At 45.9% G+C, this 12,354-nt stretch carries 14 protein-coding genes; 6 read left to right on the forward strand and 8 right to left on the reverse strand.

The genetic code is table 11. From position 1 onward, the window contains the following. Positions 1-6: 6 nt before the first annotated feature. The gene (locus ACX0G9_RS12725) at positions 7-330 is read right to left on the reverse strand and encodes an ArsR/SmtB family transcription factor (RefSeq protein WP_459065290.1); all 324 of its coding nucleotides are present in this window, start codon (positions 328-330) and stop codon (positions 7-9) included. Positions 331-545: 215 nt separating this feature from the next. Here ACX0G9_RS12725 and ACX0G9_RS12730 point away from each other — a divergent pair, with 215 nt between their 5' ends. The 3 genes from ACX0G9_RS12730 (at position 546) to ACX0G9_RS12740 (ending at position 2,214) form a co-directional block, all read left to right on the forward strand. Then, positions 546-1,244: a helix-turn-helix transcriptional regulator gene (locus tag ACX0G9_RS12730; protein WP_459065291.1), complete on the forward strand. Its 699-nt coding sequence runs from the start codon at positions 546-548 to the stop codon at positions 1,242-1,244. A gap of 75 nt (positions 1,245-1,319) precedes the next feature. Further along, positions 1,320-1,742: a VOC family protein gene (locus ACX0G9_RS12735; protein WP_459065292.1), complete on the forward strand. Its 423-nt coding sequence runs from the start codon at positions 1,320-1,322 to the stop codon at positions 1,740-1,742. A gap of 49 nt (positions 1,743-1,791) precedes the next feature. Further along, entirely contained in the window at positions 1,792-2,214 is a 423-nt protein-coding gene (locus ACX0G9_RS12740) for a YdeI/OmpD-associated family protein (protein WP_459065293.1), read from the forward strand. On the opposite strand, the gene ACX0G9_RS12745 is transcribed toward ACX0G9_RS12740, so the two are convergent. From ACX0G9_RS12745 to ACX0G9_RS12765, 5 genes are all read right to left on the reverse strand, one after another. Continuing rightward, positions 2,160-4,544 carry an ABC transporter permease gene (locus ACX0G9_RS12745; protein WP_459065294.1) on the reverse strand — a complete coding sequence of 795 codons (2,385 nt, stop codon included), beginning with the start codon at positions 4,542-4,544 and terminating at the stop codon, positions 2,160-2,162. The two genes, ACX0G9_RS12740 and ACX0G9_RS12745, sit on opposite strands and share 55 nt — an antisense overlap. A gap of 168 nt (positions 4,545-4,712) precedes the next feature. Next, positions 4,713-4,895 (reverse strand): hypothetical protein, encoded by a 183-nt coding sequence (locus ACX0G9_RS12750; protein WP_459065295.1) that lies wholly within the window; start codon positions 4,893-4,895, stop codon positions 4,713-4,715. Positions 4,896-4,910: 15 nt separating this feature from the next. Further along, the gene (locus tag ACX0G9_RS12755) at positions 4,911-5,873 is read right to left on the reverse strand and encodes an alpha/beta fold hydrolase (protein ID WP_459065296.1); all 963 of its coding nucleotides are present in this window, start codon (positions 5,871-5,873) and stop codon (positions 4,911-4,913) included. Between the two features lie 80 nt (positions 5,874-5,953). Beyond that, complete coding sequence (locus tag ACX0G9_RS12760; protein ID WP_459065297.1) at positions 5,954-6,799, reverse strand: methylated-DNA--[protein]-cysteine S-methyltransferase; 846 nt, start codon at positions 6,797-6,799, stop codon at positions 5,954-5,956. A 19-nt stretch (positions 6,800-6,818) separates the two neighbouring features. Then, the gene (locus tag ACX0G9_RS12765; protein ID WP_459065298.1) at positions 6,819-7,349 is read right to left on the reverse strand and encodes a cysteine hydrolase family protein; all 531 of its coding nucleotides are present in this window, start codon (positions 7,347-7,349) and stop codon (positions 6,819-6,821) included. Between the two features lie 258 nt (positions 7,350-7,607). On the opposite strand from ACX0G9_RS12765, the gene ACX0G9_RS12770 reads away from it, so the two are divergent. Further along, on the forward strand, positions 7,608-7,970 hold the full coding sequence (locus tag ACX0G9_RS12770) for a LytR/AlgR family response regulator transcription factor (protein ID WP_459065299.1): 363 nt from the start codon (positions 7,608-7,610) through the stop codon (positions 7,968-7,970). 56 nt (positions 7,971-8,026) lie between these two features. Here the strand turns inward: ACX0G9_RS12770 and ACX0G9_RS12775 are convergent, their stop codons facing one another. Together ACX0G9_RS12775 and ACX0G9_RS12780 are read right to left on the reverse strand one after the other, a co-directional pair. Next, the gene (locus ACX0G9_RS12775) at positions 8,027-9,211 is read right to left on the reverse strand and encodes a hypothetical protein (RefSeq protein ID WP_459065300.1); all 1,185 of its coding nucleotides are present in this window, start codon (positions 9,209-9,211) and stop codon (positions 8,027-8,029) included. Then, on the reverse strand, positions 9,208-10,212 hold the full coding sequence (locus tag ACX0G9_RS12780; RefSeq protein WP_459065301.1) for a DUF2157 domain-containing protein: 1,005 nt from the start codon (positions 10,210-10,212) through the stop codon (positions 9,208-9,210). The genes ACX0G9_RS12775 and ACX0G9_RS12780 overlap by 4 nt, the downstream gene beginning before the upstream one ends. Before the next feature lie 130 nt (positions 10,213-10,342). Here ACX0G9_RS12780 and ACX0G9_RS12785 point away from each other — a divergent pair, with 130 nt between their 5' ends. Continuing rightward, entirely contained in the window at positions 10,343-11,227 is an 885-nt protein-coding gene (locus tag ACX0G9_RS12785; protein ID WP_459065302.1) for a dienelactone hydrolase family protein, read from the forward strand. Between the two features lie 85 nt (positions 11,228-11,312). Beyond that, a complete protein-coding gene (locus ACX0G9_RS12790) occupies positions 11,313-12,341 on the forward strand; it encodes a YncE family protein (RefSeq protein WP_459065303.1) in 1,029 nt (342 codons plus the stop codon). Positions 12,342-12,354 lie beyond the last annotated feature (13 nt).

A 12,354-nucleotide genomic window follows, 5' to 3' on the forward strand; every position in this document is an offset into this window, starting at 1 on the left:
GGCTGGCTATTTTTTTGTTTTGTATTTTTTCATGATGGCTTCTAATTTATTAAACCTGTCGTCCCACATGTTGCGGAAGGGTTCAATGAAGTCGGCTACTTCTTTCATTTTTTTTGCATTGATATGATAGTGAATTTCCCTGCCGTTCTGATTTTGCTCCAATAATTCGCATTCGGTGAGTATTTGCAGGTGTTTGGAAACGGTCGGTCTTGCTGTGTCAAAGTTTGAGGCTATCGCACCAGCCGTCAGGGATTGTGTAGCTACTAACAGCAGTATAGCCCTTCTTGTCGGGTCTGCTATGGCTTGAAATACATCTCGTCTTAAATTCATTATGTAGCTATTTGACTACAAATATATGCGTAGTTACTTAACTACGCAAATTTATTTTACGATTTTTTTGGCAGGTAACTCCATCCAGGCTGAAACCAGGGAAAAAGAGGATTTTATGAGTTATAACTCATAAAATCCAAAAAACAGAGTAGTTTATCAGTTATAACTAATGAAAAAGGCGCAACTTTATTAGTTAGATAAACACGCATTGACCAATGATTGATAATGACACTACCCGGCTTTCCCGGTTAACAGCCATACTGATACAGCTGCAAACAAAAAAATTGATCACGGCTACCATTCTTGCGGACAAATTTAATGTTAGTGTAAGAACGATTTATCGGGATATCAGAGCATTAGAGCAATCAGGTGTTCCTATTCTGACCGAAGAAGGGAAAGGCTATTCCTTAATGGAAGGCTACCGGATCCCACCGGTTTCCTTAACGGAAAGTGAAGCAAACGCATTGATTACGGCGGAACAATTTGTTTTGAAAAATAGGGACGCTTCCTTTGTAAAAGAATACACCGGAGCCATCAGTAAAATAAAATCCGTTCTGGGACAAACTACAAAGGAAAACGCAAACTTACTTTCCGACCGGATAGCCATCAGTCAAAACAATACAAACGACAGAACAAGTAATTATCTGTCAACTTTGCAATTGGCACTGACAAATTTCAGTTTAACAAAAATAGACTACCAGAAACAGGACGCAAAGGAAACCAGTACAAGGATAATTGAGCCTTTTGCCTTATTAAGTACACAGGAGAACTGGCTTTTGGTTGCCTGGTGCCGGTTACGCAAAGAGTTCCGCCTTTTCCGGCTTGACAGGATTAAAAATCTGCAAATTCAATCTGAAAAATTCGAACCTCATAAAATGACCTTGAAGGAATATTTTGCCCTTTCCGTAAAATAAATCTGACCCCTGACATAGGGCTGTCATAGCCCCCTTTTACCTTTGTTCTATAAATAATTGCAAAAACAAAGAAAAATGGAAAAATCATCGGTATTACGGGGTTTAGCGACAGTTAACTTTTATGCAACAGACCATGCAGCCGCCAAAAAATGGTATAGCGAATTGTTAGGAATTGAGCCTTATTTTAATGTTCCGGGTTATACCGAGTTTCGCATTGGCGACTACCAACATGAATTAGGAATAATCGATAGCAGTTATGCACCGGAAGGTTATTCCGCAAAACCTTCAGGAGCAATTGCCCATTGGCATGTTGACGATTTGAAAGCAACGCTTGACAAACTTATTGCCATGGGTGCAACCGAATATCAACCCATCACGGACCATAGTCAGGGAAAAGGAACATTTGTAACGGCCTCTGTGGCTGACCCCTTTGGAAATATTCTGGGCATAATGACCAATGTGCATTATCTCGAAATTTTAAAACAAAAGAATCTATAACTTCTATAAGAGAACAAATATAATCAGGCAAACAAATTAATACGCCGTTATGGAGATAAAAGATGGAAAACAAGCTGTCTATGCCAAAAAGAGAACAGCATGGCGGAATTGGTTAAAACGGAATGGCCAATCCGAACAATCAGTTTGGCTCATCCTGTATCACCAAAAAAGCGATGTTCAAACTGTGAATCGCATTGAGGCTACAGAAGAAGCCTTGTGTTTTGGCTGGATAGACAGCTTATGTAAAAAGCGGAATGCTGAAAGTTACTATCTGACTTTTACGCCCCGTAACCCCAAAAAAAGTAATTGGAGTAAACCCAATATCGAGCGGGCGGAAAAAATGATAGAACAGGGGTTAATGACTGAACACGGTCTGCAGCTTATTGACATAGCTAAAAAAACCGGGAAATGGGATCATCATTCCGAACGCAAACTCCGCACGGGATTCATCAACGCAGTCCGTATCGACTGAAAACTTACCGTCACAGCCGTAATCAGGATCGCCACCACTGCCGCCGCCACAAACACCAGCGGGTTGATTTGGATCCGGTAATAATATCCATCCAACCATTGGTTCATAAAATAATACGCCACCGGCGATGCGATCACACAACTGAGGATCACCAACAGCATAAAATCCCCTGACAAAAGTACCAATACCTGGGCTACAGACGCACCCAGTACCTTGCGGATACCTATTTCCTTTGTCCGCTGCTCGGCTATATATGCCGCGAGCCCAAAAAGTCCCAGACAGGAAATAAAGATCGCCAGCGCCGCAAAAATCCCTGCCAGTCGCCCGATCAGCATTTCCAGTGCAAACTTGGATGCATAATTTTCATCCACAAAGGAATAATCAAACGGAGTCTCCGCATTGTATTTTATATAGATCGTCTTCAGTTTCTCCAGCGCCACGGGCGTAGACAAGGTAGGGGATAATCTGCTCGTGTTCGTCCAGGCCCAGCCGGGCTGATACACAAACACGGTCGGTTCGGCCGCTGCAAAGGGATTTGTCGTCAGCGCATCCTTTACCACTCCGACGATCCGGAGCCGGTTGGGTGCGTTCGACAGACTCCAGGTCAGGGTTTGATTGATCGGCTGCTTCAGCCGCATCCGGCGCATGGCAGCTTCATTGATGATGACGCTCGTCGAATCCGCCCCCACATACCCTTTAAAATTGGTACCCGCAACAAAACCGATTCCCAATGTCTTGAAATAATCGGTATCCGCCACTGCATTCATCACAGGTGCAAATGGTTCGTTCGGTAGCCGCCCCGGCCAATTATCTATAGTATTATGTGAATGGACCTCGGTCGCCGAGGTCAGCGACATAGTCATACTGCTCACTATCCCCGACTGCAATACCTCCTGTTTAAACGCGGGATATTTTTCCAAAGCTACTCCGGCAGTCACGATAAGCCGGTTGGGATCATACCCCCTCGGCCGGTTCTTAGCATACTGGATCTGTTGATACACGATGACCGTACTGATGATAAGCGCGATGCTACAGGTGAATTGCAGCACGACAAGCACCTTCCGCGGCAAGGTCGCGGCCCGGCCGACCCGCATCGCCCCCTTCAGCACTTTCACCGGTTGGAAGGAAGAAAGATAAAAAGCCGGCCGGCTTCCCGCCAGCAAACCGGTTAACAAAACATAAGACAGCATAACCAGCCAGAACAACCCGTTTCCATAAGGAATATGAATACTGGTCCCTGCAAGGCTGTTGAACGCAGGCAACACGGCTTGCACGATCAAAAAGGAAAAAACAAACGCAAAAAAGGTCAGCATCACCGACTCCATCAAAAATTGGAAGATCAACCCCTGTCGCGAAGACCCGATGACCTTCCTTACCCCAACTTCCCGAGCCCGCTTCTCGCTTCGCGCCGTCGACAGGTTCATAAAATTGATGCAGGCGATCAGCAGCACTAACACCCCGACGATGCTAAACATACGAACATAGTCGATCAATCCACCGGCAGCCTTCCCGTCTTTAAAATCCGTAACCAGGTGCCAGTCCTTCAGGGCATAAAACATGGGTTCCCGGTGAAAAGTGTTATATGAATCGGGAGCGTACTGTTTCACCAGCCTCCTGGCTTTTGCCTCCGCCCTCGCCGCATCAACGCCCGGCCGCAGGGAAGTATATAATTCGAAATACGCGTCCTTCCAATTCGTAGTCGCCGCCTTCACCCAGCCTCCCGACGCAAATTCCACAAAAGGCACCAAAAAATCAAAATGCAAACTGGAATTCCGCGGCAGATCCTTCACTACGGCCGTCACTTTCCGCGAATCACCGCCTCCCATCCTGACGATCTTATTCATTGCAGGACCATTCCCAAACGCCGCCTTGGCCATCGACTCGGTTATTACCACAGTCCCGGGTTCCCGTAGCGCCGTCGCCGCATCACCCTCCACCAGCGGAAATGGGAAAACCTGCAAAAACTCCGCCCCGGCCGAGATCATATGCCCATAGATACGCTTATCTCCTAATTCGAGCCTTCCCTGTCCAAAATCAAAGGCCGGCGCCACATGCGCTATCTCCGGGATATCTTTTTTCAACGCATCACCCAGTGGCAGGCACACATGGTCCTGGTTCCGGATAACCCCATTGTCATTGTAATTGAACCTAACCTGGTAGGAATTTTCATAGCCCGGGAGAAACTTGTCATACGAGGCCTGATCGATGACCCAAAGTCCGATCATCAATGCAACGGCCATCCCTGTCGCCAACCCCAGAATATTCAATGCGCTGTACACTTTGCCGCGGATGATATTGCGCCAGGCGGTCATGAAATAATTCCTGAGCATAGATTTAGTCTTTCCCCTCTGACACCAAACTAATGCCAGTTTCTCAGATGATTATAAATCAATAATTTATGCAGCCAAGAATTTTCCGACCGTTCGTTTCCGGGACAACTGGTGCCCGGTTATCAGCGCAGTTTTTAGCGATGATGCATAATTGAAGGAATAGTGCTATCAGGAATGAGCCTTCTTGGTAAGCTGTTCGGGGAGACCTGTTTTTTTCAACAACTCTTTAGCCTTGGCGGCTTTTTTTTCAAAGAAGGGGTGTCCTTCAAAGGAAGGTAATGAGGGATCTACAGTAACCAATGGTTGGGTACCGGTTCCTACCTGAACTTCTTTTTTTGCTTTAGTTGCCATACCCAACAAAGTTACTTAATTTGACTTGTGAATCTTGTTTCTTATAAAAAACCCTTGTATTAGCTCCGCAATTTGTTCGGTATTCTGCTCACAAACCGCCCAGTGTCCGCCATTTAATAAATGGATTTCCGCCTTGGGTAAGTCTTTAAGATAGGCTATTGCTCCGGGAACGGTAAAGTAGGTATCCTCTTTGCCCCAGGTAATCAAAACGGGTGGCTGATACTTTTTTAGATAATCATGCCATGCCGGATAATTTTTAACATTATTCCCATAATCAAACCATAGTTGCATAAATAATTCCAATCTGCCGGGTTTCAGCATAACGGCTGCATCCAGCACCCTTCGGTCTGGATTTACCTGGTTATTCAATTTCCAGTTATAGGGAGGCTGTTCATAAAAATTCCGATAATAAGCGATCCAATTCTTTTCATAGGTTTTATTTTTATCTTTCCAATATTGTTGCAATTCCCCGAGCGTGTCCCGGGCTTCCGGGAATCCATCTATATAGGCATTTCCATTTTGGATAATCAATGCCTCGATATTTTCCGGATGTTGTAGGGCTAATCTAAACCCTATCGGCGAACCGTAGTCCTGCATATAGAGACTATACTTATGAATGGCTAAGCGGGATAAGAGCAGATCAATGGTATGGCTGATATTATCGAATGTAAAGGAATAGGCGGCAGGAGGAGGGGATGAATAACCATGAGCCGGATAATCAGGAGCTATTAAATAAAACTTATTTTTTAAGCGCTGCATTAATTCCTGGTACATAATGGAAGAACTGGGAAAGCCATGCAGCAATACAAGGACTGGATTTGCGGGATTACCTGCGGTCCGGTAAAATAGTTTCATGCCATCGATCTCTTCCCACTTATAGGAGTTTTCATTCGGTTGAGCACAGGACCTTAACCAGGTAGCTATTAACAAACAAAGAAGGATAACCATTTTTTTAAACAGAACAGCAAGATGTAGCATGGCGGCAGTTTTATTCCTGCTGCAAAAGTTGTAAATGATTCCAATGGCGGCAACCTGATTCTTGCTGAATGTAAAAAAGCTTAAACGGCAAGCGTTGCCATTTCCCAGGCAATCATGGTTTGTTTGCGTATTTTACCATATTGAAAATTACCTACTGTCCCATTTTTAGTGATGATGCGGTGACAAGGTATGAGGTATACGATGGGATTTTTACCGGCTGCGGAAGCAACGGACCGTATGCTGCCCGGATGGCCAAGATCCCGGGCTATTTGCTGGTAGGAGCGAACTGATCCAAAGGGAATATTTACCAAGGCCTCCCAGACTTTTATCTGGAAATCCGTTGCCTGGACCAGCAGATTGATGGTTTCTTTTTTTTCCGATCCCGGCCGGAAGATCTTTTGAATAAAAGACTGAGTAAGATCCGGCTGATGTTTTAATAGAGCAAAAGGCCACTTTTTTTTAAACCGTTCATATTCATCCCGGCTTCCCTCTTCATCGATAAAATGCAAATCACAGACCCCTCTGCCGGTAATGGCGATAAAACACATGCCGAAGGGGGTAACGTGATAACCATAAGAGATTTCCAAACCCTGCCCGGCAGATTTAAATTCCTGGGGACTGACGCCTTCGATATTTACAAAGAGATCATATACCCGTGACTGGCTGGAAAGACCAGCCAGGTTGGCCGCATCTATTACATTATTTGTCCGGTGCAATTGACTTTTCAGATAATCGATAGTCACGAATTGCAGAAACTTTTTCGGAGTAAGACCGACCCAGTCTAAAAACAGACGTTGGAAATGAAAGGGACTAAGATGCACTTTTCCGGCAATCTCATCCAGATCGGGTTGATCCTTGAAATGGGTGGTAATGTAGTGGATCGCCCGTTCAATCCGGTAATAGTTAATAGATAATTCTTTGCCCATCTGAGATAAAGATAAAACACTAGCTAACAATTGCTCCCATATTTTCTAATTGCAGCAGGGCCGTCCTGCGTACTTCTTCTGCGGTCTGGACGCCAAGTAAGGTATGGCTCATGGCACAGGCTCCTGTTCCTTCAAGGGATAAATACACGATCAAGCCGGCCATAATGGCTTCACGGGCAGTAGTAGAGACACAGCCATGGGTATAAAAGCCCATGATCTCCACTTCATCCGTCTCTATTGTTTTGAGCCAGGCACCAAGATCGGTACCGGTAAATGCCCCATAAACATCTTTTTGGAATTCCCTTTCCCTGCCCGCGCGGAGATCGGGGCCCAAACCCGGTACAAATTCGGCTCCCCAGGTCCCGGGCATAAAAGCCGGCGATTCCGTGGGCCGGTTAAAATGCCTGATCCAGGCAATATGCCCTCCCGTTTTACGGGATTGGTCAACCCTGTTCCTTATAACGTCTATTATTTGGGAATGACCGGGCACGGGTCTTTTGCCATCGGGAGAAAACTCATTTTGGGCATCGATAATAATCAATGTTTTCATAAATCATTTCTTTACTTGGCTTTGATTGGAATAGGACAAAGGAAGTAAATAGCCTGTACCCCGGCAACCTGATTCTTGCTGTAAAAAAAGTAGACTGTTAGGCAACTGTTACTAAAAACATCCCGTTTTCCTCTATTCTACCATACTTTTCTACATAGAAGAGTCACACATGCAAGCGCTAAACCGCGCCCCTCCTTTTTGGGGCGGCGGACTGAAACCTGTTAGCCGGAATTTTATTTTATTTTCAAAAAATTATGTATGGGATCGATCCTTAAAAAACAAATAGATAACAAGATCTGCCTGCCGACCCAGAAAGGGTTCACCATTGTAAAATTGGAAGAAATCGTTTACTGCCAGGCGAGCAGGAGTTATACCGTGTTCCATTTTGCGAATAACAAACAAATTATCATTTCCAAGCCCTTATTCGATTTTGACAGCATATTATCCGGCAACATTTTTCTACGCATACATAAGTCATTCCTCATCAATCTTACCCATGTCAAGGAATATATCCGTGGCGAAGGCGGATCGGTTATAATGACCAATAACATGGAAATTGAAGTAAGCCGTCGAAAAAAGGAAGTTTTCCTGGAAAAGGTACAAGGAGTTTTTACCTGCTGACCTGGCAGGCTGCTGACCTGGCAAGTATGATAAATGTAGAACCTGGTCATCGGGTCTTAAAAATCCCCTCCGGCACCACCACCTCCTCCGGAACCTCCACCGAACCGGAAGTCCGGCCCCTCCGGCTGGGCAGCAACAGATTGGAAAGTCTCAGCCAGTATCAGGCCTTCGACAGGTAAATTTTCCAGCACATGCGTTTCCTGGGGCATGGCCGAAGTGAACCCATGCCGCTCAGAACGCAGCCAGCGGATCAGCCTGTAAGCAGCGGCAATCAGCAGGCCGCCTCCGATGATCATTGCCCACTCTGCAGGCAGTACATGATAATAATAACGGAAGGTGAAGATGGCGGCTGCTACCAGGGCCAGACCTGCCCAAAGCCAGATAGGATCTTTTTTTTGAATGCCTTTGAAGATATAGAAGATCGGTGTGATCCCTGTCAGGCCCCACCATAACCAGCCCAGATTGACGGAACTTGATCCGGAACCTGATCCTGGTTCACCTGATAGCTGCGCATTCAATTCACGAATGACATAATAATTCCCGGCCAGGTAAAAGAGGATAAGAGTTATCATTCGCAGGATCTCCAGGCTATCTGCATAATAACGCAGGCGTTGAACAGCAGATAACCGGATGAAGAGCTGATAAGAAGCAATGGCAACGACCATGATCAGGAAAGGCAAAAGAGCCCTGCCCATAGCGCCCTGTCTGATTGCCATATTAAAGAAGAGACTGATCAAGGCTCCATAAGCTACCAGGGCCATCAACCGGTTGATATAACGCAGCGCACCCAACAAGGCCAGCAGAAAGACGATCAGGCTTTGCATTGTAGGGGTGAGTTCAATGAAAGACCTATGTTCTTCAACCAGGAAATTGATCCCTGTCAGCAGCAGGCCGCTGGCTATCCATAACAAGGCTTCATCTGCGCCAGATCTGAACAGGCTTTTGGACCGGATAAAATACTCACATGCGCCATACACGATAATTCCATAAACAATAAGCGTGCTGCCGATATTATTTCCTAATCCGGCAAGCAGTAATAATCCCAGACAGCAGGATGTTCCGAGCACCGTGAGCAGGAAAAGGCCGATACGAACCCAAAAATTGGGATTGTACAATTTGAAGGGATAGGCTTCCCGGATGCTTGCGTGTTCCTCTGCAGTAATGATTTTTTTAGCCAAAGCATTTCCTGCCTCCTCCTGTATGGTCCGATGATCGAGTGACTGACGGTTATAGGCTATCATAGGTTATTCTGGGATTTATTATCCTGGGATTTGAGTTGACGGTTCAAACGGACGAGCACTATGCCCGTTCCCATTGCTGAAAGAATAAAATAGATCAGTCCCAGGATAATTGGGCTGAGATCCCTTGACGGCATCATCGACAGGAATTCAACCACAACATAGGACAAGGCAATATAGGCGTAAAAAAATAGCACCAGGATGAAATAAAACGACCGCCGCTCCATCGCCTGGGTATAAAAAAACCAGGCGACCGCACCTAGTGCCAGAAACCATAGCAGGTATATGCTGTCATACGTGAAAAGGCCGGCGAGTGCGGCTATAAAAAACAAATGGAGCCCAAAATTCGTATAGGTCATCTCGAAATGGGGTTTTAACCGCCTTGCCAGGGACAAACGCCCCGCAGCCAACAGGACGGCCCCTAATAACAATCCCGTAGAGATCAGCCGGTGATCGGCAAAATTCCCCTCTTTGAGTATGGATAAGGGTGTGATAGCGATTCCTGCCCAGGCAGCCAGGTTGGTGATGGCCAGGCTAAGTACCCCCAGGTGGTCGAAATAATAGGCCGCAAAGATCAGGATGATCATCGGGATAAAAGTAGCCATCCCATAATGTTCACCGAACACCGCATATTCATATTGCAGATAACCCAGAAAGATCAATAGGCTTAGACAGCCCAGCAGCAGGATGTAATCATAGAAAGGGTTCCCCTGTTCCATCTTCTCCCACCCGAAGGGAGCCTTTTTGCGAAAGCAGTAATAAAAACAACCGGCGGTAACCAGCGCGATAAAAGCCAGGACCGCCTGGTGACTGATCGTATCGATGTTCTTATACACCAGCATGCCCAATCCTCCGGTGAAGAGCAGTACGCCTAAATACAGCAGGAGCCTGAGCTCCCAATAAAGCGAAAAGAGTCGACGGCCTTCCAGATCTTCCACCTGCTGTAATTGCTGGTCAGAGATATGTCCTTCGGCATGCAGTTTTTTGAAAAGAGGTATATCCATAACGGTGCAATCTTAATCATAAAAATCAAGAGATTTAAACGGAACCCTCCAATTTTTTTATAATATTAGTTATAATGGTTAAATTTAGTGACACCTGGTTTTGCCTGGACAAAAATTAAAAATATCTTATATGCCCATAAATAAGGAAGATATTAAACAGGAAGTATTTGATCTGTATGACGATTATGCCCATAACCGGCTAAACAGACGGAATTTTATGGAAAAACTCTCTGTCTATGCAGTAGGTAGCCTCACCGTGCCTGCCCTGATGAGTTACCTTATGCCTGATTACCAGAATTTCATGCAGGTAAAAGCCAACGACCCGCGTCTGCGTTCTGAATATGTTACCTATAAATCCGAAAAAGGCGGCGGAACGATCAAGGCGTTACTCTCCCAACCGGTTGACATGAAAAGCAAGCTGGGTGGTATTGTCGTCGTTCATGAAAATCGCGGATTAAATCCATATATCGAAGATGTCGCCAGGAGAGCGGCAATAGCCGGATTTATATCCATAGCTCCGGATGCTTTAACGCCTTTAGGCGGCTATCCGGGAGATGATGATAAAGGCCGCGAGTTGCAGAGCAAAAGGGATAAAAATGAAATGCTGGAAGATTTTATAGCGGCTTATGGATACCTGAAAAAACATCCTGCCTGTAACGGGAAAATTGGAGTGGTAGGTTTTTGTTTTGGCGGCGGGATTGCCAATATGATGGCCGTTCGGCTGCCGGAGCTGTCTGCCGCCGTCCCTTTTTATGGAGCTCAACCTTCAAAGGAGCTTGTTCCGCAGATAGGAGCTCCGCTTCTTCTGCATTATGCAGGATTGGATACCCATGTCAATGAGGGATGGCCGGCCTATGAAACTGCCTTAAAAGAGAATAAAAAAGCGTACACTGCTTACATTTATCCCGGCGTGAACCATGGATTTCACAACGATACCACTCCCCGTTATGACAAGGCCGCCGCCGAATTGGCCTGGAAAAGGACCATTGATTTTTTTAGTGAAAAATTAAGCTGAAGGCACTAACTTATCCTTCGGTAACGTATCATTTATGTCTGTATCATTTAAGTCTGTATCATTTATGTCTGCCATAAAATCGAAAATGATCAAATTGTTTGTTGCCGGGTTCGTATCCGGATTTTTGGTTTGCTCCGGAACCGTTTGTGTTGCGCAACCAACTCCGAAACGCTCACTGCTGGCGCTTTCGAAAACTGACCATACCCTGGCCATTATCGATCCGGGAACGCTGAAAGTTATTGCGCGTATTCCTGTTGGCAGTGATCCCCATGAAGTTATTGCCTCTTCTGACGGCAAGACTGCGTATGTTTCCATTTATGGGGGCGGGAGTTTACATGAACTTAACGTATTAGATCTTGTTGCGCAGAAACCATTATTCACTTTTGATACCAAACCGCTTTATGGCCCGCATGGTTTGACGTTTGTGAATGGCAAGCTGTGGTTCTCCGCAGAGGGCTCCAAGTCAGTCGGCCGCTACGACCCTGCCTCCGGTAAGATGGACTGGGCCATGGGAACAGGGCAGGATAGAACGCATATGATCTATGTTTCCAGCGATGGTAGGAGGGTTTATACGACCAACGTTTCTTCCGGAACCGTCAGCATCCTTTCAGATACCGTTCTTCAGCCTGGAAAATCCGCACCTCCGGATGCTAAACCCCGTGAGGTATGGATCCATACAGTAGTTCCGGTCGGCATGGGTTCCGAAGGATTTGATGTATCGCCCGATGGTAGCCAGTTATGGGCAGCAGCAAGCGAAGACGGGACAATTGCTATAGTTGATCTGCAGACAAACAAACTGGCTTCAACTATAGATGCCAGGGTGTTTGGCGCTAACAGATTAAAGTTTACTCCGGATGGCAGCCAGGTATTTATTTCAAGCCTCAGATCCGGCGACTTGTTCATATATGATGCCATAACACATAAAGAAAAAAAACGCCTGAAAATTGGTCATGGGGCAGCAGGCATTCTTATGGACCCGGACGGTTCACGGGTGTTTGTGGCCTGTTCTGCCGATAATTATATAGCAGTTATAGATCTCAAAACCCTGGAAGTCATCAGTCAGTTTGCTGTGGGTGGAGTGCCTGACGGCCTTGCCTGGGCAGTTCGACCTTAAGGAAGGGTATTAC

Source organism: Flavitalea flava (assembly GCF_054461575.1).

Bases quoted from the DNA above. Each gene is read 5' to 3' on its own strand.
- ACX0G9_RS12725 (WP_459065290.1), bottom strand. From the start codon at position 330: ATGAATTTAAGACGAGATGTATTTCAAGCCATAGCAGACCCGACAAGA.
- ACX0G9_RS12730 (WP_459065291.1), top strand. From the start codon at position 546: ATGATTGATAATGACACTACCCGGCTTTCCCGGTTAACAGCCATACTG.
- ACX0G9_RS12735 (WP_459065292.1), top strand. From the start codon at position 1,320: ATGGAAAAATCATCGGTATTACGGGGTTTAGCGACAGTTAACTTTTAT.
- ACX0G9_RS12740 (WP_459065293.1), top strand. From the start codon at position 1,792: ATGGAGATAAAAGATGGAAAACAAGCTGTCTATGCCAAAAAGAGAACA.
- ACX0G9_RS12745 (WP_459065294.1), bottom strand. From the start codon at position 4,544: ATGCTCAGGAATTATTTCATGACCGCCTGGCGCAATATCATCCGCGGC.
- ACX0G9_RS12750 (WP_459065295.1), bottom strand. From the start codon at position 4,895: ATGGCAACTAAAGCAAAAAAAGAAGTTCAGGTAGGAACCGGTACCCAA.
- ACX0G9_RS12755 (WP_459065296.1), bottom strand. From the start codon at position 5,873: ATGCTACATCTTGCTGTTCTGTTTAAAAAAATGGTTATCCTTCTTTGT.
- ACX0G9_RS12760 (WP_459065297.1), bottom strand. From the start codon at position 6,799: ATGGGCAAAGAATTATCTATTAACTATTACCGGATTGAACGGGCGATC.
- ACX0G9_RS12765 (WP_459065298.1), bottom strand. From the start codon at position 7,349: ATGAAAACATTGATTATTATCGATGCCCAAAATGAGTTTTCTCCCGAT.
- ACX0G9_RS12770 (WP_459065299.1), top strand. From the start codon at position 7,608: ATGGGATCGATCCTTAAAAAACAAATAGATAACAAGATCTGCCTGCCG.
- ACX0G9_RS12775 (WP_459065300.1), bottom strand. From the start codon at position 9,211: ATGATAGCCTATAACCGTCAGTCACTCGATCATCGGACCATACAGGAG.
- ACX0G9_RS12780 (WP_459065301.1), bottom strand. From the start codon at position 10,212: ATGGATATACCTCTTTTCAAAAAACTGCATGCCGAAGGACATATCTCT.
- ACX0G9_RS12785 (WP_459065302.1), top strand. From the start codon at position 10,343: ATGCCCATAAATAAGGAAGATATTAAACAGGAAGTATTTGATCTGTAT.
- ACX0G9_RS12790 (WP_459065303.1), top strand. From the start codon at position 11,313: ATGATCAAATTGTTTGTTGCCGGGTTCGTATCCGGATTTTTGGTTTGC.